Here is a 25,204-nt window from a genome sequence, read left to right on the forward strand (position 1 = left end):
GCCTTTGCGAGACGAATGTCCAGGCCGCAATTACTCGCCAAGTTCCTTATATCCCTGCCCCGTTTCAGGTTCGCATGCCCCCAGTCGTCGACTCTGATCGATTCATCGAGCTGATCGGTAAGAGCAAGCTCGTCCAACCTCCTGCCATCGAGCAGGCCTTGGAAGAACTGCGCGCAGCTCACGACGGCGAGATCCCCAAGGACCTGGACGTTCTGCAAGAGTTCTTTGTTGGCAAGAACCTGCTGACCAATTGGCACTGCGAGAAGCTCCGCAACGGGAAATACAAGGGTTTCTACCTCTCGAAATACCGGTTGCTGAAGCACTTGGGCACCGGTGGGATGAGCAGCGTCTACCTGGCCGAGCACATCCTGATGAATCGAAAGGTTGCCATCAAAGTGCTGCCGCGCCGCCGCGTGAACGACGCCTCGTACCTGGCTCGCTTCCATTTAGAAGCCCAGGCCGCCGCCTACCTCGACCATCCGAACATTGTCCGAGCCTTCGATGTCGATAACGAGGACGACACCCATTACATCGTGATGGAATACGTCCCTGGCAGCGACCTGCAGCAACTCGTTCGCGCCAATGGTCCGGTCCCTTTTGAGGCGGCCGCAGATTATATCGCCCAGGCTGCCGACGGATTGCAGCACGCCCACGACAAAGGAGTCGTACACCGCGATATCAAACCAGCCAACTTGCTGCGAGATGACCGGGGTGTCGTCAAGATTCTGGATATGGGCCTCGCTCGGCTGAAAGATGACGACTCGGCCTCGCTGACAATCGCCCACGAAGAAAACGTTCTGGGAACGGCCGACTACCTCGCTCCGGAACAAGCGGTCAACAGCCATAAGGTCGATCATCGTGTCGATATATATAGTCTCGGCTGCTCTCTCTATTATCTGTTGACGGGGCATCCTCCCTTTCCTGAGGGAAGTTTGGCCCAGCGGATCGCCAAGCATCAGAGCGTGATGCCCGAGAAGATCAAGAAGTCTCGGCCGAACTGCCCCCCTTCTCTGCAGCGCATCTGCGAGAAGATGATCGCCAAAGATCCCAACGACCGATTTGCCCATGCTTCGGAAGTTGCCGCCGAACTGCGAAGCTGGATGGAATCGCGGGGCCAAGAGCCGACCCTCGTTGACGAAAAGCCTGGCTCGGCTGTCCTTTCCAAGGCCGCTGTAGAGGCTGCCAACCGTTCGCGAGCCGTTCAGCAGTCGAACCGTAAGGGTCCATCGCACTCATCCTCGGACGATGTCGACGACTTATTGCCGCCAGATCTGCGCGAATCCCCTTCCTCCAGCAACTTCGATCCTGCCATCGGCGACACCATTGCGGATCGCTCAAACGATACGTCGCCTCGCCCACGACCGAAGCCGCCGGAAGCGAATTCGTCGGAATCGCTGCCAGTCGCCAAGCCGCTGGAGGGCGACGACCTGAACGAGTTCCGCTCGGTGGAGATGTCGTCGACCTCGAGTTCGTCGCTGTTCGACTCGAAAGAATTCACGGGCGAAGATCCGTTCGCCATGGATGTGCCTACCTCGGAAGTCGCAGGTTCGCTTTTAGTGTCCTCCGCCACGCTACGTCAGCAAGCGGAAGAACGCCAGGCGGCTGTTGATGCGAAACGCAGCCGAGCCGCGTCGAACGCGAATAGTGGTGGCTCGGCACTGAACACAACGATTCAAGGCATCCCTGCGATCATTTGGATCGTCGTTTCGATTCTCTTTATGTTGATTGGCATTCTGATCGCCATCAGCTATCAAACCGCCGAAGAAAACTCGGAACCAACCGATCCCAAAAAGGGTCGTCTGGAAGGACGGCTTTGGGATTCGCCCGGCCGAACACCCCGAGTTACCGGATAGCAAATACTGCCAAAGAAGTATCTTGACAGCCCCTTTTGCGCTCGCCTTGCAGGGGTCAGTCCCCTTCGGCGGCCTGAACTGGACACGCCTAAGTCATTTACATAAAGCCACTTATGTAAATCGCTTGAAATCTCTTCGGACCGCGACGTAGGATAAGGTAGAAGACTAGAGGCTCACTCGGGCCTTCCTACAGAAGCGATGTGAAATGGAATTCGCCGTTCCGCGAGTCGCAGGACGATCGACACCAATCAACACCACGAGCGACACCTTATCGGTCGCCCGACAGGCCAGACTAAGAGAATTCCATGGCACGCATGTCTTATCGAGGCATTACGCATACGAAAGTGGCGAAGACGAAAGTCGCGTCGCGAGATTTTCGTTTGCCGACGCAAGCTTCGCGACGCCGTGGAGGTGAGGCCGCTCGCACAACGAAGACGTGCGGGTACTTTGCTCCGCCGGAAGATTGGCACGAACCAACCGGTGAAACCGGCCAGAGCTACAAGTTCATCTATCAGTCGCCTGGTGAAGGCTTTCGGCACGTTTTGACCGAAGAAGAGATCCGCACTCGGCTCAACGAACTTCCTTCCTGGATGATCGAAGGGCTGGAAGTGGTTCAACTGAGTCGCCTGACGCGAAAGAAGCTGAGCTTCCCATGCTACGGCATGCAGTGGGGTGCGGCGATCTACCTGTACCCGATGGACGAGTCGCTGATCGAGTATTTCCCTCACCCGCCACGGCCGGAACAATTGGTGGAAGCCAACATGTTTGGTGCGAACTGGGAAGAAGATGCCGATGGATACTGGCGACTCGAGTGGACCGAAGAGACGATCAAGGACTTCTACCTGAATAACGTCCTGGTACACGAGTTGGGGCACCTACTCGATACGCGCAACAACAGCTATGTCGCTCGCGAGCGATACGCCGAGTGGTTCGCAATCGAATATGGCTATCGTCCCAGCCGTCGCAAGCAGTTGGCGAAGCGAGCCACCCAAAAGGTCGTCCGCCGCCATCATCGCACCTAAGCTCGATCGATGGGCTAAGCTCTTAAATAAGTGCCGATGTAGTTTGGGCTTACGCGGTCCAGACTGCGGGATTTAACGCGTTTTTGGGTACAAACGCCCGAATGTCACGTTCATTCCTAATGCATCGACTTTGGGTTATCGTTACTATGGCCTGCAGGCAGACACGATTCCCGGCTTCCCCTCGTTTCCAGAGATCAGATAGGGCCTGAAATTGAATTCCTTCAAATCCCTAACGACCGTCGCGATCGCCGTTCTTCTGGCTGGTCAGCTTGTTTCCAGCATTCTGGCCGCTCCGAACGACGAGCAGAAGATGCAATTGCAAGCGTTGAAGCTCGATATCCGCAAGACATCGAACTACCTAAAGCGGGGTATGGTCACCGAATCGGTCGAGCTCGTGCGTGACATTCAGTCGCGTATGGAAAAGCTGGGTACCTCCGGCGATGCCGAAGTAGCCGCAGAACTACAAAGCCTGGCCGAGTCGTTGGCAGCTTCGCATGGCTTTCTCGAAATTGAAGGGTACACCCTTAAACCACTCGGGGCCCCGGCACCTGGAGCTGCCCCTGCAATGATGGCCAATGCCCCGGCAGGCTTTGGCACTCCGGTCCCACCGGCTGGCGCACCAACACCGCTGCCAACCGCGTTCCCTTCTGCCAACCTGAGCTTCACCAAGCATATCGCTCCGATCATTGTCGCACGCTGTGGCAACTGTCACGTAACTGGCAGTCGCGGTGGCTTCGGCGCGCCGACCTTCGCCGCGTTGATGAAGGGCCCGGCCGAAGGGGTTGTGATCTTCCCCGGCGACGACATTGGTAGCCGCTTCATCGAAACGATTGAATCTGGCGACATGCCTCGCGGTGGCGGGAAAGTTCAGCCTGCTGAACTGGCAGCGCTGAAGACCTGGATTAAAGAAGGTGCCAAGTTCGACGGTACCGACCCGAACGCTCCGCTGAGCCAATCCGCCCCGGCACCCACCCCAGCCGAAATGGTTCGCCTGGAAGTGACCGAAGCGTCCGGCAGTGAAAAAGTGAGCTTCAGCATGGATGTGGCCGGCGTGCTGGCCAATCGCTGCGTTAGCTGCCATAGCGGGAACAACCCACGGGGTGGCCTCGGCATGGAGAACTTCGCTCGCTTCATTCGTGGTGGCGACAGCGGTGCTCCGTTCCTGCCTGGCAAACCTCAGGAAAGCATGCTGGTTCGTTTGATCAAAGCAACTGGCAACGAACGAATGCCACGCAATGGTGCTCCGTTAACTGCCGACGAAATCGCCAAGATCGAAACTTGGATTCAGGAAGGTGGCAAGTTCGATGGTGCTTCGGCCCAAGATGACTCGATGCAGCGAACGCATCAGATTGCCCTCGCCAAGAAGGCAACGCACGATCAACTCGCCGCCATGCGAGCCGAAAGCAGCCAGCAGAAGTGGGACCTTGGCATGCCGAACGTGAAGTCGGCCAAGGTCGATTCGCCAAACTTCCTGGCATACGGCACGATGGGGGAAGAATCGCTGAAGGAATATGTCGCCACCGCCGACAAGGCAGCCGACAAGGTTCGTGGCCTGATGAAGATTCCGGCCAGCACTCCGATCGTGAAGGGCAAGATGACCCTTTACTTCTTCAAACAGCGTTACGACTACGCCGAGTTCGGCAACATGATCGAACGCCGCGACCTGCCAGCTGACTGGAAAGGTCACTACCGCTACGATGTGACCGATGCCTATGGTTCGATTCAGGTTCCGGCAGAAGATGGCTACGACTTGAACGTTTTGCTGGGCCAGCTCGTCGCTTCGTCGCATGTGGCTTCGCTTGGTAATGGCACCGTGCCCGAATGGTTCTCCGATGGCGTCGGCCGGGTAATCGCTTCGCGGATCAGCAAGAGCGATCCGCGCGTAGTGGCTTGGGACAACCAGCTCGAAGGCGCGTTCGCTTCGATGAGCAAGCCGGACGACTTCGTGAAGAATCGTATGTCGCCGGAACAGAATTCGGTGGTCAGTTACGCCTTCCTGAAAGCGATCATGGGACGCGGCAATTCGTTCGACGCCTTGATGAACTCGCTTCGCCAGGGGCAAGACTTCGACGCCTCGTTCCAGTCTGCCTTCGGCATGGATCCCTCGAAGCTGGCGGCTGCCTGGTCGATGTCGGGACGCCGCTAAACCTGCTGGCCTGACCAAACGATCGAACAAAAAAACGGGATGCCAATTGGCATCCCGTTTTGCATTTCTTAACTGATCGAACTAAGTGGCGACTTAGTGATGGTGGTGATGCTCCAGGGTACCGTTGTACGGCGTGCCTTCGATTTCGAGTACGACCATGGCCTTGGTGTCTTCGTCTTCAATCAAAGCGAACAAGTCCGCGTCGGCCGACTCGAATGTGGCAGTCGTCGTTTCCCCTTCCTTGCGAACAGCAGGGATCTCGTACGGCTTGGTATCCTCGCCGACGGTAATGTTCACCGTGATCGCTTCGGCTGGAATTGCCACTTCTTCCTTGGCATCGGCGTCCAGGACATAGAACGTCAGCAACTTGGCTTCGTCGTCGTGGGCCCATTCCAGGTGATACTTTTCGTCACCCAGCTCGATGAGGTGACCGCCGTGAGGACCTTCGTCATGGCTATGGCCACCATGCTCGTGTCCGTGGTCGTCGTGGTCATGATCACCATGGTCATGATCGTGGCCATGTTCGCCGCTGGTGTCGTCCGCGGCTTTCTCGCTATTGCAACCGCTTAGCGTGAAGGGAACCGCCAGCGCGCATAGGACCAAAAGAAACTTCCCGATCTTCATAATGCCAGACTCCTGTAGTGGCAACGATGGATATCAAACAGGCAAGTCGCCTGGGCAGAGCGAACTTTCCGCCTCTCCCGTTTTCTACGCGGGAAAACATCGATTATTCGGCAGAAAAACTTCCGCGCCAATCACAGACGCCCAAATCGGACGTCTGGTCGCCTCCTAAAGATCGAGCCCTTCGACGGTTGTCACCGTCTTGTTGAGCTGCAGGGCGAAAGGCTGAATGAACTGAGGATCGCCCCCGGCACGCTGGCAAGCGGCAAAAACTTTGGTCGCTTGTTCGTCGTCGCCATCGAAGAAAAGCAGCACCGCCACGCAGAAAAGATACTTCGGATTTTCTGGGTCGGTCACCGCACGCCGGGCATTGGCCTCGATGATCGAGGACTTCGCCAGGCCGTTATTGCCCAGCATGCCCTGCAAAGTCAGCGAAGTATCGACCACCTTCGGGTCTTGCTGGATGGCTCGTTCGATTGCTTCAACAGCTTCATCCGGGCGATTGGTCGCCAAGTAAGCCAACCCCTTTCGCAGGTACGCTTCGGCAAAACCAGGTGCAGCCGCGATGGCATCTTTGTAGCGGCCCAAAGCTTCCTGGTATCGCTGCTGAGCGAACAAATTGTCTCCCGACTCGATGAAGTGAGCCGCCCGCTGAATCGCTTGCGGCGAAGGCTGTTCGATTACGACCGGCTTGGCGGACTCTACCGTCGACGAAGTCGGCAGCGGTGTCACGATCGAATCAAACGTTCCGGTTCGTTGTGGCTGGATGGCGAAATCACGCGGCAACCCCATGAACTGCTTCATGGCTTGCGGGCCATAGTTCAACTCGGCGGGTTCGGTTGGCGGCAGGTAGTATTCCAAATACTGATCGCCCGGGCGGTAGTAAGTTCCGTAAGGGTAGATGGTCGAATAGCCTCCGCCGTAGGCGAACGGATAGGCATAAGGATTCACGTAACCGTAAGGAGGCGGCAGAACGCCGATCGATAATCCGGCCCCGTACCAGTTGCCACCGTAGTACGGATAGTTTCCGCCCCAGTTGCCTCCCCAATTCCCGCCGCCACCATGATGGTAGTGATGTCCGCCATGGTTACCGCCGGAATGGTGCGAACCGCTCCAACCTGGACTGGTAACATCGGCATAACCACCTCGGCCAACCGAGATGTTGCCGCGGCTTTTGTATTGGTACTGCCCCAGTCCTTGGGCTTGCGCGGTGGTCGCCACAGCTAAAATTGTGAGACCGACCAGGTAAGTTAAGGTGCGCACTGCAATTTCTCCATCACATTAGAAAGCGATCTTTTGTATTATCTGCCCGATTTCGAAGAAGGGCAAAAGAAAAACCAGCTTTTCGTCCCGACTTACGCCTTCGTTCTGCTGAACAGAATCGGCTCAGCTCTTTCAAACGAGGGGGCTAAGAAATTACACTGAGCTTCTAAGGGATTTCCCTTTATTCATCGATATCGCCTGTTGAATGCATGCCGTGACCAAGTCTGACCTCGACGATTTTCTCGATATCCTGAAGCAACTGGTTCGGCACCCGGCCGTGGTCGGCTCCGAACATGCTTTCTTCCGCTATCTGCAACGAGAACTGGAAGAAACGCACGCCACCGTCACCTTGTACGAAGGCCTGCTGGTCGCGAGCGGGTCGAACCCGGATCGGATGCATATCTCGGCCCACGTCGATCGTCACGGGCTGATCTGTACCGGACCGAACGAGTTTCAATACGCCGCCTTCGTCGCTCGCAACCGTGGCGACTTGTTGGGGGATTCGGTCTCGGAACAAACCTTCCAGACCATCGCCGAACGTTTCCACGAGCGATTTGTGCAGGCCTATGTGCCTTGGAGCGGAACCTACCTGGGCAAAGGGACCATCAAACGGTCCTACCTTTGCGAACGTCGCGGGAACCTGGTGTTCGAGGTGGAAGGGCTTGATCACGTTTTGCCTGGCACGCCGGTCGCCTACCAGGATCGCCTGTCGGTGAACTATGGCCGGGTCTCGGCTCAACTCGACAACGTGCTGACGACCGCCATGCTGGTCTACTTGTTCCGTCATGGCTTCCAAGGCACGGTCCTCTTTACCGCCCAGGAAGAAGCAGGCCGAAGCTGGCGTTTCCTTTTGGAATGGTTCCGACGTTGCGGGATCGAAACGCAAGACCTATTGGTGCTCGATACGAGCCCCTTCCCAGACATCCCGACCGCCGACGCCCAGCAAGTGGTGCTGCGTCGTCGCGATACAAACGCCATCTTCAATCCGCAGATGGTCGACAAGTTGGAAGCCGCGTGCAACAAGTTCGGCATTCGGTATAGCTTCAAAGACGAATACATCGCGAGGCAGAACGAAATCCGAGTCGCGGAAGGCAAGTCACCGACGTCGCTCGGTAGCACGGAACTCGGTCGCGTCGCGTCCGCTTCTGGCGGAACGATTCAAGGGGCGACCCTGCAGGTGCCCACGACCGGTTATCACACGCCGGAAGAATCGGCGGCGTTGTCGTCGATCGAAGCGATGCTCGACGTTCTGTGCGAAGTCGCACTGGAAGACTGAGTCTGACCGGTCAACCGATTACGGATGACCTCGAATGTTGCCAAGAATTCAGGGTCGGTCTTTCGCAGAATGTTGAGATACTCTTCCGAGGTCGCCTCGGCGGCGGCTTGTTCCGCGGCGGAAGTCTGGCCCATTTCCGACAGGCAGATCGCCTTGCCGGCGTAGCCGAATGCCTTCGCTTCGACCTGAATGACCGGCTGCGTGGCCATTTGCTCAAAGACTCGCAGGGCTTCGCGGTACCGCTGTTGATTGAGCAGCAAGACCGCTTCCTGCTTCATCGCCTTCAGGCCCCACATGCGATTCTCGTCACTCACTTCCATGGGGAAGTGGCGATAAACGCTGGCGAAGTACTCAGGCCGCTGATCGGGGCCGCGGTTCTTATTCTTGAACATCGCGAAGTCGAACTGCTCGCTGGCCGTCAGACCAACTTTGGCCAAGGGTTGCTCTTGCTGCTCTTGAGGCACTTCCAACAGGTTTGGCTGCTTCGAGGCCACTGCCAGCGTTCCACCCACCACCAGGCAAACCAGCACCACGCCGCCAATCGCGACGAAGCGTTTGCTCCACGAGGGGCGACGATAGACCGTCATGGCGGATGTCTTCATCACATCGGAGAGATCTTTCAGGCCATCGCTACGGATGGCGGAAAGGGACGCCAGTTCCGCAATCGACCAGTCGGAAGGATCGCTGCCGAAAGCGTCGGTCCCCAGGCTCTTCTGAACTTCGCGAAGCTCTCGCAGCAGATCCGAGGCGTTCTGGTAACGATCGTCTGGCTTCTTGGCCAGCATCTTATGGATCACACGAGACAATGCCGGCGGGACGCCTCCCCGAACCTTCTCGAGTCGTTCCGGCTCGGTGTTCAAGTGCTTCACGGCAACCGTCAGCGGATTGTCGCCTTCGAATGGAGGTCGTCCGGCCAGCAGCTGATAACAGGTCACCCCCAGCGAGTAGATATCGCTGCGTTGATCCAGCACCTTGCCTTCGGCTTGCTCTGGACTCATGTAGAGCGGCGTCCCCATGGTGATCCCGACCTGGGTCAGGTTCATCCCGTCGGCCCCTGGGGCAATCACTCGGGCGAGACCGAAGTCGGCCACCTTCACTTCACCGGTCGCGGTGATCAAGATGTTCTCGGGCTTGATGTCGCGATGCACGATCCCCTGCTCTGCCGCCTTGTAAAGCGCGGCGGAAACCTGTCGCAGGATCGCGCCGACCAGCTTGACCTCGAGCGTGCCTTGTTTGTTGAGCAGTTGTTTCAGGTTCTGCCCGGGAACATATTCCTGAGCGATGAAGTGCAGGCCATCGGCGTTGCCCACTTCGTAGATCTGCACGATGCTGGCATGGGTCAGTGCGGCAGCCGCTTGGGCTTCGCGATGAAAGCGACGGACATAGGCGTCGTCTTTGGCGAGCTCCGGCAGAAGAATCTTGACGGCGACGTTTCGCTTCAGGCTTTGTTGCTCGGCCAGAAAGACCTCGGCCATCGCCCCACGCCCCAGACGACGAAGGACTCGATAATCCCCGACGGAGCGTCCGGCTAAATCGAGTTCCGACGCGGCATCACCGTTGCTGTTCTTCAGTTCCGTCACTGCGTGTCTCAAAGGGGCATCGCGGATAAAGGTCCGAGGCTGCGGAATTTTAGAACGTCTTCGCTGCCGAGGCCAATGGTTTTACCTCGCAAGGAGGCCGATTGATTCGTCGATCTCAACCAGTTTTAAGTATCGACCCCCTTTCGATGCTTGGCAACCGATCTGTCATCAGGACGGAATCATTTCCCTGCCTATGCTTCCAAGTCTTCTAAACCCTTCTTCTGCTGGGTGGGTCGAGGCAAACGGGCATCGAGCCATTGCTGATCGACGAAGTCCCCCAGAAGTCGCCGCAGGCAACTCACCAGGGCATGCCGTACCTCATCTTGATATTCGGGGTGAGAACCGACGATCTCGACCTGGGAAAAACCATTCCAGCCGAGCCATAACCCCCAATCAAAACGCACGGCGGACTCGTTGACGCGATACATGACTCGCGCTGCCCAGAACCCACCATAGCTGTCGCGGAAATCGATCCAGGCCCGATCCTCGGCGCGCATCGTCTCTGGCCGAGTCGGCCAGCCGAGCAGAACCATCATCATTCCCACCACCAACATCACCATCGAGGCCAAAACACCGCTCGATGTCAGGTCCAAGCTGGTCCCTGGCAAATACGTGTAAGTCATCAAGACCTGGGCCGAGGCGAGGCACAGTGCAGTGCATCCGAAACGGGTCGGTCCGTTGTTCAACACCCCTGCCAGGATCAAAACCGCCAGGAAGGTACCCCAAACAGGACCTGGGTTCATGTGCCCAGTCCCCGCCGAGAACCAGGCCCGCCAGACCGGCAGGGACAGCACCACCCAAAAGAGCACCACCACCAATTGCCACAGAAGCGTCTGAGAGCGTTTCGCACCAATTTGGGATAGTTGTGGGCAAAACAGCGTCATGGCCGCCAGATAACGCCACTGCTCGTCGTTGACGGGGATCTGCAGCCCATGCAGCGTGCCGATTACCACTTCGCTGCCAAAAAGTGCGACCCAGGCCAAAAAACACCACCCCCAGGGGGCAAGCAGTGTAGTTCCTCTCAGGCCGGACCGTCCCCGCAGCAAGATCACGCATCCCACGATACCCACGAGCAAGGCCGCGATGGCAGGCAGCCAGCCAGGATCGAGTTGCCATTGGGCCAGAAGCATCGGTACGCGCGATTCCAAGGGAGTTTTCTGGGAAGTGTTTCCTGCCCGTCATTCTAACGAATCGAGCCGTAAGGGTGCATTTTCATCGGTTTGGAACGATTGTTCCGGTCAGGGATAGTTGAACGACCACGGAAGCAGCAACGACGAGGCAAATTTTTTCGATGTTGCGTTTGCACAACGCGAAACGCGTGGCATGTTTCGGCAGTGCAACAAATACTCCCTCACTAAACTCCCCAACCGTAAGGAAACAGAAACATGATTCGTCTTGCCATTGCTTCGTGCTTTGTCGTTCTCTCGGCCGCTGGAACCGCTTCGGCCGGCATTTGGGACGCCATGACCGTCAGCTATCCAACCTCGCATACGCACGTCAGCAGCGAATACGTTGCCGCCATGGGCGCCGCTGGCTGCGGTTGCAACCAGGGTACCTACGCCGGCTCCAGCTGCTCGACCGGCAACTGTGCCGATCTGTGGAGCAACTACTGTGCTCCTCGCCCAGTTTCGAGCTGCCGACCTAAGCTGCACACTCGTTACCACTGGTTTGGCTCGCCATCGTGTGGCTGCGAAGTCGAAACGACCATGCCTTGTTGCGGCGACTACCCCATGTGCGGCTGTAACCATGGTCGCATGGTAAAAGGCTGCGGCCATGCCTGCACCAGCTGCCTGGGCATGAACCTGCGTGGCTTCTGGAACAAATGCAACGACTGCGGCATGTCGGGCTGCGACACCTGCGGTAGCACCACCGAAATCATCAACCTGGAACAATCGATGGAACACAACGTTCCGCAGGTTGCCCCAGCCATCGAACCAACCCCGGCCGCTGCACCGGCCAAGCCAGAAGCGAAAGAAGCTCGCCTTCTGCCATCGCTGCAAGCTCTGCTGCCGCGAAACTAACGCTCTCACGAAAAACGCGATGGCTCGACCAAGCTACCTGGGGAGTGTGGTTTGCCTATGAGCCCAAGCGTCTTGCGGGCGGATCCTGGATGGGGATCTGCCCGCATATTTTTGCTAGCCGCTTCAGATCGAACAAACGATGGTAGGTGCTAGCACGAAAATACCAGATTTTCAGTCCAGAACTTCTTCAGAACCGGACGATAAGTATTACTGATCGAACACCGGGAGGACGGGACGCAGGATGCGGCCCCGTGAGATCAAAGGTCAAAGTAGGCGATGGATCGACTACTTCTGGCCTTTTTTAATGCGCTTCTCGCACTCGCCAGGATTTTGCTTGCCACCCCCCAAATGGCAAATTAAAATCACCCTCTAACTGGTGAAGGAACACCCCCTGATTTGCCACGACGGCTATGGCCAGTTTTTATGTTTGGGGGAAAGCAGAAATGCCCACGAAGACTCTTGCGATTGCATCGTTGATGTTGCTGGGAATGGTGGCTTATTCATCTCTTTCGGCTCAGGAAGCCGAGCCCACCACCAAGTCGGATTTCAAAGGCCGTCTGCCGGCCTACTGGGGCGATATCGTCACCAATGATCAGCGCGCCAAAATCTACGAGATCCAAAAGGAATACGACTCGCAGATCGACAAGCTGAAGGCAGAAATCGAAAAGCTGGAAGATGCCATGAAGAAGGAATTCGCCAGCGTTCTGACCAAACCGCAGCTCGACCGCATCAAGGAAATGGCAGCCGAAGAAGAACTGCGTCGCCAGAAGAACGAAGCCGCCAAAAAAGCTGCCGCCGCGGCCGCAGCCAGCAACTAAGGCGTGCCGATGCGAACCAGGCAGCCTACCCGCCGGCAGGCTGCTTCCATCTTAGGTGCAACAGCGGAAATGCATTCCCCTGCCCATCCACTTCGCTTCGGCCGAACCGCTCGAAGCCGAGAGCTTCATAAAAAACGATCGCCTGAGGATTCTGTTCGTTGACGTCGACTTCGTCCACTTTTTGTACCTGGACCGCGTAGTCGACTAGCAGACGCCCAATCCCTTGCCGGAAGAAATCGGGATGCACGAATAGCATCTCGATTCGATTTTCAGCCGTACCAATGAACCCTGCGATGCGGCCCTCCGGCGAACGCACGCTCGCCAAGGTGACCGCAGGAAAGTAATGGTCGCGGATCAGTGGTCGCAGCTCGTTGATCTTGGCTTCCGGCAGAAAATCGTGCGTGGCCCGGACCGATGCTTCCCATAGTTCGATCAGTTGATCGTACTCGTCCTGGCAAACCGGCGTGATCGCCTGCGATCCTTCACGCTGCGACATGGGCTTAACCGTTCAATCGATACTGCTGAAAGAAGTTCCAGATCTCGGCATTCGCATCGAGATTGTGCGTGGTAGGGCCCAGCAGATCGAGCCGGCTTTCCTTGCCCGGCCAGGTATGCCCACCCCCATGAATTTTGAGCAGCACGACCTCGGCCGAGCCTGGTCCAGTCGCCGCATAGGTGTACTTCTCGATGGATGTCCCGTCGTCGACGGTCGCCGGAAGATGCTCGACCGTCGGCGTTGTGTTGGCATGATTGGCGGCTACCCAATTTTCAATCGCGTGATCGACCGAGAAGAAATCGAGCTTCGATTTGCTTCGAGGACCAACGCCACCTTCCCAGCGAACAAACTGATCGTCGGTGCCATGCATGTGCAGCACCGGAACCGGTCGACTCGGACTACAGGTATCGTTCCCCATCGTGCCGCCCACCGGGGCAATCGCGGCGAAGCGATCAGCCAGCCGGTCGCCCAGCAGGTACGACATCATTCCGCCGTTGGACATACCGGTCGCATAGATGCGTGCCGGATCGACAACCAATCGCTGCGGTAGATCAGCCAACAGTTCTTCCACAAAGTGGATGTCGTCGACTTCTTCACGTTTGGCGTAGCCGCAGCACATGCCGGCGTTCCAGGTCTTCATCGTAGGAAGCCGACCGGTGCCATTGGGAAACACCGCGACGAATCCGGCGGTATCGCCGTAGTCGTTCATTTCGCAGAAACGCACCATCGTCGGGGCGTTTGACAGGCCACCATGGAAGATGAAGACAACTGGCCAGCCGTCAACCGGCTCTTCAACTTGTGTCGGAATGTAGACCCAGAATTCTCGCTCACGTCCGTCGACATCGATCGTCAAACGATGCCGTCCCGGAGGCAGGGCTTTAATCGGTGTGGTTGCCATGGACTCTTTCTTGATCGCTACTAAGCAGGCTGTTTCTTGGCGTCGAGAACGGCCCGTTGCAGTTGCTGCATGGTGACAATCCCCACAGCCAGGCCGCTGCGGCTGACGACTTTCGCCATCAATTCTCCGGAAGCATGCAGCTGGGTGATCGCCGAAATACAGGTATCGCTCGCCTTAATCTCTGGCAGCGGGTGATAGTTGCAGATGTCTTCGCCGTTGCCCATGTACAAGTCGCAAATGCGAATGTATCCAATGGGGATCGTACGCTTCCCTTCCGTTTCGACAATAGGAATGACCGACAGCTGCTTCCGCTTGGCGACCCGCAGGATGTTGTTCACCTTGGAACCAATCTTGGCGGTCCATACTCGAGAAAGAGGGGTCGAGACCGAGGTCACGCGGCGATTGGCGACTCCAAACACTCCCTGGGCGACACGCCGTTGGGCTTTATTCAAAATGCCAAACTCGCCTCCTTCTTCCAGGAAGTCTTCCAGTTCAGTACGTGCCAACGCCAGGCGAACTGTTTCCGGCGATTCCCCCAGAAGCTGCTGCAGTGCTCGCCCCAAAATCCACAGCAAAGCCGAGCAAGGCGCGAACAGCACGGTGAACAAGAAGAAGATCCAACCGGTGCGCTGCAACAAAAAGTTGGGAGCCCGATAGAAGAAGTACTTCGGCAACAACTCGCCATAAACAAACAGAACCGGGGCCATCACCAGTGGCAACACCATTTCCGCCGTCCCGCTGCCAGGGAAGACATCTTGCGTGAACAGCACGATCGACAACGACACCATGTAGTTGGCCAAGTTGTTGCCAATCAGGGTGGTCGCCACAAACAGCGCCGGATGGTTGGTCAGGAACAACAAGAACCGAGACAGCCAGTTTCCACCCAGACCATCGAGGACCAATCGCACGCGCGTGACGCGATAGAACCCTGTCTCTGAGCCGCTAAAGAACGCACTTAACAGCACGCCGAGGAAGAACAATATGGCAACAGTCATCATCCTATTAACTCTCCTCCGGTAGAAGCGTTAAACGGACGAGGATGTGTCCCTCGGAATATTGCTCGATCACCTCGAAGTGGAACGAGCCCCAGTTAATTTCGTCTTCCACTTCCGGGATGCGTTCCAGTTCTTCCTGCAGAATCCCGTTGATCGTGGCATGCCGTGTTTCGGGAAGCTCTCGATCGAAATGCTTCGACAAACGTCGAACGCTGGTCATGCCAGAAACCAGGTAAACCCCAGGCTCGACTTCTTCAAACGTCTTGCGTTGCAAGATCCGCTCGCTGCGTCCATGCGAGTACGAGAAGATCGTCTCCATCAGGTCGCGAAGCGTGATCACACCGATCGTTTCGCCCAGTTCGTTGACGACGGCGGCAACTTCATTTTCGGTCGACAGCATCTGTTGAAAGACTTCGGACGCCTTGGCACACCACGGGAAAACGAGTACTTCCTGGGCGAATGCTTCGAGGTTTTCTTCCGGCAACTCGGTCGCGTCGATCAGGTTGATCGCGCTGACCACGTCATCCCCTTGCTCGTCGGCGATCAGCAGATAGCCGCTCGGAGTCATCTCGCTGTCGAGGTCTTTGAGCGAAACCGGCGGCTGAAACATCTTGAATCGCATACGTGGCCGCATCATTTCCTGGGCCAGCGAATCGGACAGACTGACGATCCCTCGCAGGGCCATCTCTTCCTGTTCGAGCACAGTGCTGCTTTGCATCGACATCTGGATCGCACGTTCGAGGTCCGATACCTGCATGTACGGTTCCGCCTCGAAACGGGGCCAGATCAATCGCTGCGACAGCGTGCTCACGCCCCGCATGATCGGCCGAATCGGGTCGACCATCCGCACGGCAAAGGCGATTGGAACCGCGAGCAGTGCGGCCAGTGTCGGAGCTCGCAGCACGGCGAGACTCTTGGGCAACATTTCGCTGAAGAAGATGATCACCAGCAGCGAGACCGACGAGAAGATCGTCGCGTAGGTGGTCCCAGCCATGTCGGTCAGGCGAATCCCCACGATCGAAGCGACCGCGAAGTAGGCCACGTTGATCATCAGGTTCCAGAACAGCACCGCCGAGAGAAGTCGATCTGGATCGTTCAGCAATGCCGCGGCAGCGCGCTGCGCGGTGGTTCCACGACGGAATCGCTTTCGGTCTTCCAGCTTCAGATAGAAGAACGCCGCTTCCGAAGCGGAGAACATTCCAGAGGCGGCGACCAACAGCAGCATTGCCACCAACCAAGGTGCAATGGCCACAATGACGTCCAACCCGCCGCTCCTTTCCGACTACATAATCCTGGTGCGAATCTACGACCTCCATGCGGGGAGGCGTGACTAATCTTCGTCGTTGCCCGACCGTCGACCAACTTCGATATCGAAGTCACTGAGGGCCGGAATCATCATGGCAATCGTGGTGAAACCGTAGGCAACGGCGGTGGCAATCGCCACTTCAAATCCCTTGCCCAGCAGGAAGCTGACAATCGCGAAGAACGAAATGCCGGGGAGCAATAACGTCGCCATCAAGATTGCCGGCGACGGATTGCGGTGCCCGATCGCCACGTACAAGCCCAAGCCACCCCCGGCGACAAATCCCAAAAACGGGAAGAGCTGGAAGTGGAACGACTCTGTAAAGCTGATCATCAGCAAGATACACGTTATCACGCCGAGAAACAAAAAGAAGACCGTCCCCAAACTCACACCAATGGCAGTTCGGCTGTTGGCGTAGGTCATCCCGCAGTGCAGCCCCAGCATCGTGACGAAGAAATTCATCACCGTCAGGCCGGCGAACAGAAACAGAAAGCTATCCAGTTGCATCGCCCCGGCGAACCACAGATATCCGGTCACCAACAGCGGAGCCAGAATCATTTCGCGGGTCACCCACATGACGCCCCACAGCTTGCCGAACGTGAATTCTTTCGGGGTCAGGTCAGTCACCAGTAATAAGTCGAGAGCTTGCCCGTCCCGTTCGTTGGTGACCGAAGTTACCGCCAGAGCGTTCACAATCACCAGGCTGATCAGGTACAGCGGAACCACGCCCCAGGCGATCGGCGGAATGGTCGTCCCGAGTTGATCGCCTCGATAAACGGCGGTGCCCGAAGCGACCATCGCGTACAGCATATAGGTTGCCGCAGCCGCCAACATCAAGTACACAAACTTGATGATCAGCACCTTGCGGCCATAGGCCCAGGTCTGCGTCTCGCGCCACAGAATCGGGTTTTCCCAGACTTTGCGGTGGTCTTGTTTGACTTCGGTGGTGCGGGCATCGACATGCCCGGAGCGAAGTTTCTCGTTGGAAGCGTTCTGCGTGGAGGCCGCGTCGATTTTGGCCATGTCGTGCTCGGCGCCCCAGATGCTTTCTTCAAGCTGCTGGGCTTCCATATCCTTACCACGACGAGTCTCACGCGATGGGTTCCAGACACGCACCAGGGCAATCGCGATGCCGTTCATCACGACAATCCCGATCGTCATGATCACCACGTGCAGGCCAATAATCCCACCAATCGCCGCCAGATTGCCCGCCGACGAAGGAAACGGATTGGCCGCTTCCATCACCGCCCAGATCGGATTCATCGCCGTGCCCCATTGGGCGGCAGAAATCCCGAACAAGCGATCAAAGAGAACTCGCTGCGAAACCACCACGCTGAAACCAAGCAGCACGGTGATCAACATCGCGGTCAAAGCCAACGTCTGGAAGGTCTTTTCACGCCACAACGCAATGGTGCTGCCGATGCTTCCAGCCGCCAGGGCGGTGATGAAGGTCACCAGCAAGACGCGTAGGACCTGACCGGTCGAGACACCGCCGAACAAAAACAGGGCACAAAAGACCGGGGCCGCCGCCATGATCAGCGCGAAAACATTGATCAAACTGGCCAGCATCTTACCGAGAACCAGCTCGGAATTATTCAAACGGGTCATCAGCAGCAAGATCAGCGTCTTGCGGTCTTTTTCCTGGGCGACCGCACCGGCAGCGCTAAATGCCGCAAAGAAAATCACCAGGCATAGCTGGATCGGAGCCAGAATATGAAAGATGCTCGCTCCAAAGCGGGCCATATCTCCAACGCTGGCAATGACTTGCGTCCCCGCCAAGACAAGCCAGGCGGTGCACATTAATAGAAACAGAGCCGCCACATAGACAGCTCGGTAGACGTAAAACTTGCTGCGACGCGGAGTTACCGCCGCTTCGCGAGTAAAAACCGGACCAATAAACAAGTCCAGACTCCCAAAGGGGTTACGCACATGCCAGAAAAGGATCCATTATAACACGAGCCGCTTAAGCGAAACCCATCACAACTTTCCCAGGTTCAATTTAAGCGAATCTTCCTATTCCGGAGGGCGGCTTAAACTCACCTTCTCTCCTCCATATTACTTGCTCGTAACTTTTTTGGTTCGTCGGGCCATTTTTAGACAATAACCGATCCGGCTTATTCCTCTTATCTACAGAGCTGTCGCGGAACGCTCGCGGCACTAGGAATTACAAGGCTTTGACTTCACCTGCTTCTCACCGGCTTAACGAAGCCGACATCGCCGCACTGCATCAGTTGCATGCGGAAGAGCTGCGCAGGTTCCTGATCGGTGTGGTCGGTGAAGTCAACTTGGCCCAAGACATCGTGCAGATCGCTTTCCGCAAGTTGCTGGAAGTCGGGCACGAGACCCAAGCCGAGAGCCGCAAAGCCTGGCTGTTTCAGGTTGCTTACCGCGAAGCCCTCGATCATCGCAGGCGAAACGCGACGCAGAAACGCATTCTGCAGCAACTGCACCAACAGCCTCGCACTGCCCCGGAAAGTCCCGCGGCAGACGACTCGATCGTCCGCCAAGAGACCGCCGAGTCGGTCCGGCAAGCGATCGAGCAGCTTTCGCCAGATCTACAGCAGATTGTGCGAATGCGAATTTACGACGACAAGACATTCGCCCAGATTGCCGAGGAACTTGGCATCCCCCTCGGAACCGCACTGGGCCGAATGCGAAACGCCATGAACCGGCTCCGCGAAAAGCTGGCTCGGGCATAAGGCGAAGATTAACCCCCAATCGGGCATCGATTCATGAATTCTCACGTCAACCAGAACGATCCTTCGGCGGACGACGACCGCTTCTTCAAGGCGGTACGCTACCTCCTCGACGAGATGTCGCCCACGGAAGCGGAACGGTTCGAGTCGCAACTGGCAGAAGACCAGTCGCTGCGAGAGCTTCTGGCCGAAGCGGTCCTGCTGACGGAAACCACTTACCAGACGATTGTGCCTCAAACCGTTCCAATGGAGCCCGTCCAGGTCGCCTCACCGCAAGATGCGGCTCCTTGGAACGGCTATGTGTGGGGCATTCTTGTCACGCTGGCCGCCAGCTTGGTTGTAGCAGTCACGCTGGGAATCTCGCACTTCGGCGGCGAAACTTCGTCCGATCTTACCGCCCTTTCCCCCAACGACATGAAAGACGTTCAGGTCGCGGCCGCCTGGGTCGAAAACATCGAGTCGCAAACGACCGATCTGGATGGCTTGTGGGAAGAACCACTCACCGACGAAACCGACTCGCTCGACCAGCTTCTCGCCGGTTCTACCGACAGCCCACCATCGTGGATGCTGAAGGCGTTGGCCGCCCAACAAGAAGACGATCCTATCGCTCCAGCGATGTAAGTTCCCTCGAAACATGATTTGCTTTTGCTCATGAAGAATGCCTCGTTCCTGCCACGATCTTTCGCCTCCCTCGGCCTTGCATTGCTAGGCACGATGTTGATGGCGTCGTTAACGATCGCCCAGGAAAAGACCGAACAGAGAAACACTCCCCCGGTTCGCTCGCGAACAACCCCTGTCACGTCCAGTATTTCTCCGAACACGCTGCCACCACGCCAGGTCGCTCAAGGAGCGGAAAGCAGCGACTGGAAGATCACCGCCGAAGAACGCAAGCGTCGCGAAGAAGCTGCGTTGGCGTTTGCTCGCAAACATCATCCGGCGCTCGAGAAACTTCTGCGTCAGTTGCGTGGTATGGATCAGAAGGAATACGGCAAAGCGGTCCGCGAGTTGTATCGCGTCAGCGAACGACTCGGCCAGATGGAAGAACGCAACCCGTACCTGTACGACATCCAGCTGCAACTGTGGAAAGCGAGTAGCAGCGCGACGCTGTTGGCGGCTCGCTTGCAGTTGAATCCCGGCGATGAAGATCTTCGCGACGAACTTCGCAAGGCACTCGAGCACAAGCTCGCCACGCAGAAACGCGTCAGCGAAGAAGAACTGCGTCGAGCCGAAATTCGGGTCGAACGTTTGAAACAAAATCTTCAGCGACTCGACCAGGAAGGTTCAGCGCTGATTGAACGCCAGATGCGTCAACTCGATCCCAATCGCAAAGCGGATCGCAAGTAAGTCGCTTCACCCACAAAGCCCCTATTCATCTCGTCCCATCACTCAACCACGCGAAGGATAGCAACCCCATGCACGCCACGTTCGCTCGCCACATGCTGGTAACGCTGACCGCTTTTGCGTTGTCCGCTTCCGCTGCTCGGCTGCATGCCGAAACGTTGACTGGCACCCAGTCAGGCGCCGAGATCTCGCCCAGCATCATCGACCGCTACACACCGGCCGACGTGACCGAGACGCCTGACTTTCAGAAGCATGTGATTCCGCTGCTGGGACGCTTGGGCTGCAATGGCCGTAGTTGCCATGGTTCGTTCCAGGGACGGGGTGGCTTCATACTGTCGCTGTTCGGTTACGACTTCAAGGCAGACCATGCCGCGATGACCGCAGGGGACGCCCCGCGTGTTGACCTCGAAAAGATCGACAACAGCCTGATCATCGCCAAGCCAACCGACGAGGACATGCACGAAGGTGGCCAGCGATTTGAAATAGATAGCTGGGAGCACCGCGTGCTGCACAACTGGATCAAGTCCGGGGCGAAGTTCGACGAAAAGAGCGTCGCCGTGCTCGATCACCTCGACGTTTCGCCAGAAGAGATCGTCTTTAACAACGCGTCGCAACAGGCTCCGCTCACGGTGATTGCCGTTTGGGCCGATGGCTCGCGTGAAGATGTCACCCCGCTCTGCCGCTTCACCACCAACGACGAAGCTGTCGCCGCGATCGACGAGAACGGCAAGGTCAGCAGTGGCGAGCCAGGCGACACGCACGTCGTCGTCGCTTACGACAAAGCAGTGGTTGCCATCCCAGTGATTCGCCCGGTCAGCAAGCTGATCGGCGACAACTACCCCGCCGTTCCCACCCCAACCAAGATCGACCAACTGGTCGTGCAGAAACTGCGTAAACTGGGTGTCGTGCCAAGTGACATCTCGTCGGACGAACAGTTCCTCCGTCGCGTGAGCCTCGACATCGCCGGCACGCTGCCAACTCCGAAAGAAATCGATCAGTTCCTGGCCGATCAAGATCCGGAGAAGCGAGCCAAGAAGGTCGATCAGCTTCTCGAAACGCCTGCCTACGTTGCCAAGATGACCACGCTGCTGTGCGACATCACCGGCAACAACGATCAACAATTGGTCAACGTTTCGCCGATGCGAACCGGCCCCGCCCAGGAATGGTACGACTGGATCTACGACCGCGTCGCCAAGAACGAATCGTACGACAAGATCGCGGCCGGCATCATCCTGGCTCGCAGCCGCCTGGAAGGGGAAAGCTATCGCGAGTACTGCGAAGAAATGAGCGACATGTATCGTGATGGCGGCACGTTCGCCGATCGCGAGTATATGACGCACTATTGGGCTCGTCGCGAGTTCCGTCAGCCAGAAGAACGTGCAATTGCGTTTGCCTACGCCTTCATGGGCGTTCGCATCCAGTGTGCCCAGTGCCACAAGCATCCATTCGATGTCTGGTCGAAGGATGACTTCGACGAATTCAAGACGTTCTTCACCGGTGCCCGATTCACGGCTCAGCCACCACGGTTCGATGCCGAAGCGTTCGCTGAATACACCAAGATGATCGAAGAACTCGACATCGACAAAGAACTGCGGGGCAACCAGCAGCGTCGCGAGTTCGCCAAGAAGCTGCAGAACGGCAAGACCGTTCCTTTCCCGGAACTGGTCGTCACGCCAGTTCGATCGGCCAACGCGAACAAGAACGCCAAGAATAAGAAGAACCGCAACGGCATCGCCGCCCGTTCGCCAGAAGCTCGCGTTTTGGGTGAAGAAGCGATCGACCTTCGCGACTACGAAGACGTTCGCGAGCCAGTCATGGATTGGCTCAAAGAACAAGATAATCCGTACTTTGCTCGTGCGATCGTCAACCGCATCTGGGCAACGTACTTCAGTGTTGGCATCGTTCACCCAACCGACGACTTGAGTCTGGGCAATCCGCCGAGCAACGAACCGCTGCTCGACTACCTGGCCAAGGGCTTTATCGCCAACAACTACGACCTGAAATGGGTTCATCGCGAGATCGCGACCAGCCGAACCTATCAACTGTCGTGGACACCGAACGAAACCAATCGTCTCGATACCCGTAACTTCAGCCGTGCGATTCCTCGCCGCCTGCCTGCCGAAGTCGCTTACGACATCATCCAACAGGCCATCACCGGCGATAAGGGCATGGAGAATTACCTGACTGACATCGACAACCGGGCGATCGCCATCCCTGGCACGCGGATCAATGGCAGTGCTTCCTACCCGCTGCAGATCTTCGGTCGTAGCGAACGGGCCAGCAACTGCGATTGCGACCGGAGCGAAGAAGCAACGCTGCTGCAAACAGTCTTCCTGCAGAACGACTTCAGCCTGCACAGCTCGATGGCGAACGGTAACAGTTGGATCGGTGAAGTCGAGAAGTCGATGAATCCGAAGCTTGATAAGCGTTCGACTCAGTCGCAGCAGATCCAAGCCCAGATTAAACGACTGTACGAAATGATGGGCAAGGGCCGCGATGCAGTCCAACGCCTGGAAGCCAACAGCAACAAGGAAAAAGTGGCGGAAGTTCGCGAACGCCTGGCTGCGGGAAAGCGACGCCTGGAAGTTCTGCGGAAGCAACTCGCCAAAGCGAAAGCCAGCGAAGAAGAAGTCGCCCAGGCAGTTCCTTCCTCGTTTGAATCCCCCGCCCAGATGGTCACCCAGGCCTACCTGCGGACCCTTAGCCGTCAGCCAAACGAAAAAGAGATGACCATTTCGCTGTCTCACTTGAAAGAGGCAGACGATCCGGTCGACGGTTTGCATGACCTGATGTGGGCTCTGCTCAATACGAAAGAGTTCATCGTCAACCACTAGTCGGTTTGAACCGGTCGGTCTGCAGCAGGCCGGCCGGGCCCCGCGATAACCTCGACATGCCTCCGCCAGCGCCGGCATGCCCCGTAACTTTCGACGAAATCAAAACACCCAAAATCGAGCTCGTAAGGATCACTGGTTATGCCGATCAATCAAACGTGTGACGGAGTACGCCGCCGCGACTTCCTGAAAGTCGGTGTTATGGGCGGTATCGGGATGAACCTGGCTTCCTACATGTCGATGGCCGAAGCAGGTGCCATCGCCGGCAGTGGCAAGGCGAAAGCAGGCATCTTCGTTAACCTGAACGGTGGCCCAACGCATATCGACACATTCGATCCGAAGCCAAACGCTCCGAGCGAATACCGTGGTGAGTTCAACCCAATCAAGACGAACGTGCCGGGTATCGAGATCAGCGAGCACCTGCCCAAGCTGGCCCAACAGGCCGACAAGTACGTGATTCTGCGTGGGGTTTCGCATACGCTGGCTGCCCATCAACTGGGTACCGAATACGTCAACACCGGAACGCGACCGATCGCTTCGCTGCAGTACCCAGCGTACGGTTCGATCGTTACGAAGGAGCTCGATTCGCCGGAAGATCTACCACCATTCGTGGCCATTCCACGAAGCTCGCATTCGGCGGGCTACCTGGGCGTGAAATACGCTCCACTGGCCACCAACAGTACGCCCAAGCCTGGTCAGGCTTATTCAGTGCGCGGGATAAGCCTGACCGGCGGGCTGACTATCGACACCGTCGAACGTCGCCATAAACTGCTGGCCCAGTTGGATCAGACGTTTGCCGGTTTTGAATCGGACGATCAACTGCTGGACGGCCTGGATCGCTTCAGCCATCAGGCCCACGCGATCATCACCTCGAAGCGTGCTCGCGATGCCTTCGATGTCGCCCAGGAAAGCCCTGCGTTCGCCAAGGACTTTGAAGCCGACGACTTCAGCATGAGCTGCTTGCTGGCGATTCGCTTGATTGAAAGTGGCGTTCGCTTCGTCACCATTACCAATGGTGGCTGGGACACCCACACCGAGAACTTCACCCGCTTGAAAGATAACCTGCTGCCAAAGCTGGACAACGGCCTGGCCGCACTCTTCAATGGACTACATACCCGTGGCTTGCTCGATTCGACCGGTGTCTTTGTGACCGGCGAATTCGGTCGTACGCCGAAGATCAATGGCCGTGGTGGTCGCGATCACTACCCCCGCTGCATGACCATGCTGATGGCTGGCGGTGGGGTTCGTGGTGGTCAGGTGATCGGCGAGAGCGACGAGAAAGCCACGCTGCCCAAGGATGGAGAAGGAATCAAGCCAGACGATGCCGCGGCTTCGTTCTTCTACAACCTCGGTATCGACCACACCAAGGAATACCACACCAACACCGGTCGCCCGATCACGATCGTGCGCGACGGCAAGGTCATTCGCCAGCTCTTCTCGTAAGAGAACGGCTGGCCGCCCCCGCTTCTGACTTTGTTACTTTTCCCTTCCCTATCGGAGTCCCGATCGTTATGTCCCGTTGTCACACCCTGTTGATGTTCGCCCTGGTGGCGATCCTGTCTGTTGGTACCGCCCTGGGTGCCGACGAAGCCAAGCCCAAAAAGAAGAAGCAGGAAGGGGGCAAAGCTGCCCAAGCCGGCATCTTCGCTCGCGTCCAGAAGCTGGATCTGACCGCCGAACAAAAGGAACAGGTCGCCGCGATCCAGAAGGAATTCGGCCCCAAACTGCAAGAGCTGACTAAGGCCGTTGGGCTGACCAAAGAAGACCGCCAAGCCCGAATGGCTGCCATGAAGGAAGGCAACGAAAAGGGTCTCAAGGGCAAAGAACTGCGCGAATTCGTCGAGGCCAAGGCTCCGCTGACCGACGAGCAGAAAGAAGCCCAGAAGGCCGTCAACGAGCTGAACGGCAAGATCCGTGAGAAGCTGGCCGGCGTACTGACCGAAGAACAGAAAAAAGAACTCGGTCTGGGCGGCAAGAAGAAGGGCCCAGGTCCGAACAAGAAGAAGAAGCCTGAATAGGCTCTTCCCCGAACCATTGCCTGACC

Annotated in this window: 21 protein-coding genes; 12 read left to right on the forward strand and 9 right to left on the reverse strand. The window is 57.2% G+C overall.

The genetic code is table 11. The annotated features are described in order from the left end of the window. The first annotated feature begins 74 nt into the window (after positions 1-74). From ABD890_RS07585 to ABD890_RS07595, 3 genes are all read left to right on the forward strand, one after another. On the forward strand, positions 75-1,853 hold the full coding sequence (locus ABD890_RS07585) for a serine/threonine protein kinase (RefSeq protein ID WP_345087482.1): 1,779 nt from the start codon (positions 75-77) through the stop codon (positions 1,851-1,853). A 305-nt stretch (positions 1,854-2,158) separates the two neighbouring features. Then, positions 2,159-2,875, forward strand: a complete 717-nt coding sequence (locus tag ABD890_RS07590; RefSeq protein ID WP_345087484.1) for a hypothetical protein — start codon at positions 2,159-2,161, stop codon at positions 2,873-2,875. Between the two features lie 211 nt (positions 2,876-3,086). After that, positions 3,087-5,021 carry a c-type cytochrome domain-containing protein gene (locus tag ABD890_RS07595; protein WP_345087486.1) on the forward strand — a complete coding sequence of 645 codons (1,935 nt, stop codon included), beginning with the start codon at positions 3,087-3,089 and terminating at the stop codon, positions 5,019-5,021. A 93-nt stretch (positions 5,022-5,114) separates the two neighbouring features. Here the strand turns inward: ABD890_RS07595 and ABD890_RS07600 are convergent, their stop codons facing one another. Beyond that, entirely contained in the window at positions 5,115-5,645 is a 531-nt protein-coding gene (locus ABD890_RS07600) for a hypothetical protein (protein ID WP_345087488.1), read from the reverse strand. Between the two features lie 165 nt (positions 5,646-5,810). Next, positions 5,811-6,905, reverse strand: a complete 1,095-nt coding sequence (locus ABD890_RS07605; RefSeq protein WP_345087490.1) for a tetratricopeptide repeat protein — start codon at positions 6,903-6,905, stop codon at positions 5,811-5,813. Positions 6,906-7,110: 205 nt separating this feature from the next. Between ABD890_RS07605 and ABD890_RS07610 the strand changes: the two genes are divergently transcribed. Continuing rightward, a complete protein-coding gene (locus tag ABD890_RS07610; RefSeq protein WP_345087492.1) occupies positions 7,111-8,181 on the forward strand; it encodes a peptidase M42 in 1,071 nt (356 codons plus the stop codon). Here ABD890_RS07610 and ABD890_RS07615 read toward each other — a convergent pair. Continuing rightward, a complete protein-coding gene (locus tag ABD890_RS07615; protein ID WP_345087494.1) occupies positions 8,100-9,761 on the reverse strand; it encodes a serine/threonine protein kinase in 1,662 nt (553 codons plus the stop codon). The genes ABD890_RS07610 and ABD890_RS07615 overlap by 82 nt on opposite strands. Before the next feature lie 191 nt (positions 9,762-9,952). Further along, complete coding sequence (locus tag ABD890_RS07620; protein ID WP_345087496.1) at positions 9,953-10,909, reverse strand: hypothetical protein; 957 nt, start codon at positions 10,907-10,909, stop codon at positions 9,953-9,955. Positions 10,910-11,146: 237 nt separating this feature from the next. Here ABD890_RS07620 and ABD890_RS07625 point away from each other — a divergent pair, with 237 nt between their 5' ends. Together ABD890_RS07625 and ABD890_RS07630 are read left to right on the forward strand one after the other, a co-directional pair. Next, positions 11,147-11,782 (forward strand): hypothetical protein, encoded by a 636-nt coding sequence (locus ABD890_RS07625; RefSeq protein WP_345087498.1) that lies wholly within the window; start codon positions 11,147-11,149, stop codon positions 11,780-11,782. Between the two features lie 443 nt (positions 11,783-12,225). Further along, positions 12,226-12,600, forward strand: a complete 375-nt coding sequence (locus ABD890_RS07630; RefSeq protein ID WP_345087500.1) for a hypothetical protein — start codon at positions 12,226-12,228, stop codon at positions 12,598-12,600. Positions 12,601-12,625: 25 nt separating this feature from the next. Here the strand turns inward: ABD890_RS07630 and ABD890_RS07635 are convergent, their stop codons facing one another. The 5 genes from ABD890_RS07635 to ABD890_RS07655 form a co-directional block, all read right to left on the reverse strand. Then, a complete protein-coding gene (locus tag ABD890_RS07635) occupies positions 12,626-13,096 on the reverse strand; it encodes a GNAT family N-acetyltransferase (protein WP_345087502.1) in 471 nt (156 codons plus the stop codon). 4 nt (positions 13,097-13,100) lie between these two features. Beyond that, positions 13,101-13,994: an extracellular catalytic domain type 1 short-chain-length polyhydroxyalkanoate depolymerase gene (locus ABD890_RS07640; RefSeq protein ID WP_345087504.1), complete on the reverse strand. Its 894-nt coding sequence runs from the start codon at positions 13,992-13,994 to the stop codon at positions 13,101-13,103. Positions 13,995-14,014: 20 nt separating this feature from the next. Next, complete coding sequence (locus tag ABD890_RS07645; protein WP_345087506.1) at positions 14,015-14,992, reverse strand: CNNM domain-containing protein; 978 nt, start codon at positions 14,990-14,992, stop codon at positions 14,015-14,017. Positions 14,993-14,996: 4 nt separating this feature from the next. Then, positions 14,997-16,253: a CNNM domain-containing protein gene (locus tag ABD890_RS07650; protein ID WP_345087508.1), complete on the reverse strand. Its 1,257-nt coding sequence runs from the start codon at positions 16,251-16,253 to the stop codon at positions 14,997-14,999. Positions 16,254-16,319: 66 nt separating this feature from the next. After that, positions 16,320-18,194 carry an ABC transporter permease gene (locus ABD890_RS07655; RefSeq protein ID WP_345087510.1) on the reverse strand — a complete coding sequence of 625 codons (1,875 nt, stop codon included), beginning with the start codon at positions 18,192-18,194 and terminating at the stop codon, positions 16,320-16,322. A gap of 272 nt (positions 18,195-18,466) precedes the next feature. Between ABD890_RS07655 and ABD890_RS07660 the strand changes: the two genes are divergently transcribed. From ABD890_RS07660 to ABD890_RS07685, 6 genes are all read left to right on the forward strand, one after another. After that, positions 18,467-18,991 carry an RNA polymerase sigma factor gene (locus ABD890_RS07660; protein WP_345087512.1) on the forward strand — a complete coding sequence of 175 codons (525 nt, stop codon included), beginning with the start codon at positions 18,467-18,469 and terminating at the stop codon, positions 18,989-18,991. 33 nt (positions 18,992-19,024) lie between these two features. Then, the gene (locus tag ABD890_RS07665; protein WP_345087514.1) at positions 19,025-19,609 is read left to right on the forward strand and encodes a hypothetical protein; all 585 of its coding nucleotides are present in this window, start codon (positions 19,025-19,027) and stop codon (positions 19,607-19,609) included. A 99-nt stretch (positions 19,610-19,708) separates the two neighbouring features. Beyond that, complete coding sequence (locus ABD890_RS07670) at positions 19,709-20,332, forward strand: hypothetical protein (protein WP_345087515.1); 624 nt, start codon at positions 19,709-19,711, stop codon at positions 20,330-20,332. A 68-nt stretch (positions 20,333-20,400) separates the two neighbouring features. After that, positions 20,401-23,163 carry a DUF1549 domain-containing protein gene (locus tag ABD890_RS07675; protein ID WP_345087517.1) on the forward strand — a complete coding sequence of 921 codons (2,763 nt, stop codon included), beginning with the start codon at positions 20,401-20,403 and terminating at the stop codon, positions 23,161-23,163. Between the two features lie 138 nt (positions 23,164-23,301). Then, positions 23,302-24,603 carry a DUF1501 domain-containing protein gene (locus ABD890_RS07680; protein ID WP_345087519.1) on the forward strand — a complete coding sequence of 434 codons (1,302 nt, stop codon included), beginning with the start codon at positions 23,302-23,304 and terminating at the stop codon, positions 24,601-24,603. A gap of 68 nt (positions 24,604-24,671) precedes the next feature. Then, a complete protein-coding gene (locus ABD890_RS07685; RefSeq protein ID WP_345087521.1) occupies positions 24,672-25,178 on the forward strand; it encodes a hypothetical protein in 507 nt (168 codons plus the stop codon). Positions 25,179-25,204 lie beyond the last annotated feature (26 nt).

Origin of the sequence: Bremerella cremea, from assembly GCF_039541315.1 — a bacterium.
GTDB lineage: Bacteria > Planctomycetota > Planctomycetia > Pirellulales > Pirellulaceae > Bremerella > Bremerella cremea.

What these genes read in the sequence shown, in the direction of transcription:
- ABD890_RS07610 (WP_345087492.1), top strand. Translation starts at nt 7,111, where the DNA reads ATGCATGCCGTGACCAAGTCTGACCTCGACGATTTTCTCGATATCCTG.
- ABD890_RS07680 (WP_345087519.1), top strand. Translation starts at nt 23,302, where the DNA reads ATGCCGATCAATCAAACGTGTGACGGAGTACGCCGCCGCGACTTCCTG.
- ABD890_RS07665 (WP_345087514.1), top strand. Translation starts at nt 19,025, where the DNA reads ATGAATTCTCACGTCAACCAGAACGATCCTTCGGCGGACGACGACCGC.
- ABD890_RS07625 (WP_345087498.1), top strand. Translation starts at nt 11,147, where the DNA reads ATGATTCGTCTTGCCATTGCTTCGTGCTTTGTCGTTCTCTCGGCCGCT.
- ABD890_RS07585 (WP_345087482.1), top strand. Translation starts at nt 75, where the DNA reads ATGCCCCCAGTCGTCGACTCTGATCGATTCATCGAGCTGATCGGTAAG.
- ABD890_RS07675 (WP_345087517.1), top strand. Translation starts at nt 20,401, where the DNA reads ATGCACGCCACGTTCGCTCGCCACATGCTGGTAACGCTGACCGCTTTT.
- ABD890_RS07670 (WP_345087515.1), top strand. Translation starts at nt 19,709, where the DNA reads ATGGCGTCGTTAACGATCGCCCAGGAAAAGACCGAACAGAGAAACACT.
- ABD890_RS07645 (WP_345087506.1), bottom strand. Translation starts at nt 14,992, where the DNA reads ATGATGACTGTTGCCATATTGTTCTTCCTCGGCGTGCTGTTAAGTGCG.
- ABD890_RS07600 (WP_345087488.1), bottom strand. Translation starts at nt 5,645, where the DNA reads ATGAAGATCGGGAAGTTTCTTTTGGTCCTATGCGCGCTGGCGGTTCCC.
- ABD890_RS07630 (WP_345087500.1), top strand. Translation starts at nt 12,226, where the DNA reads ATGCCCACGAAGACTCTTGCGATTGCATCGTTGATGTTGCTGGGAATG.
- ABD890_RS07640 (WP_345087504.1), bottom strand. Translation starts at nt 13,994, where the DNA reads ATGGCAACCACACCGATTAAAGCCCTGCCTCCGGGACGGCATCGTTTG.
- ABD890_RS07685 (WP_345087521.1), top strand. Translation starts at nt 24,672, where the DNA reads ATGTCCCGTTGTCACACCCTGTTGATGTTCGCCCTGGTGGCGATCCTG.
- ABD890_RS07635 (WP_345087502.1), bottom strand. Translation starts at nt 13,096, where the DNA reads ATGTCGCAGCGTGAAGGATCGCAGGCGATCACGCCGGTTTGCCAGGAC.
- ABD890_RS07590 (WP_345087484.1), top strand. Translation starts at nt 2,159, where the DNA reads ATGGCACGCATGTCTTATCGAGGCATTACGCATACGAAAGTGGCGAAG.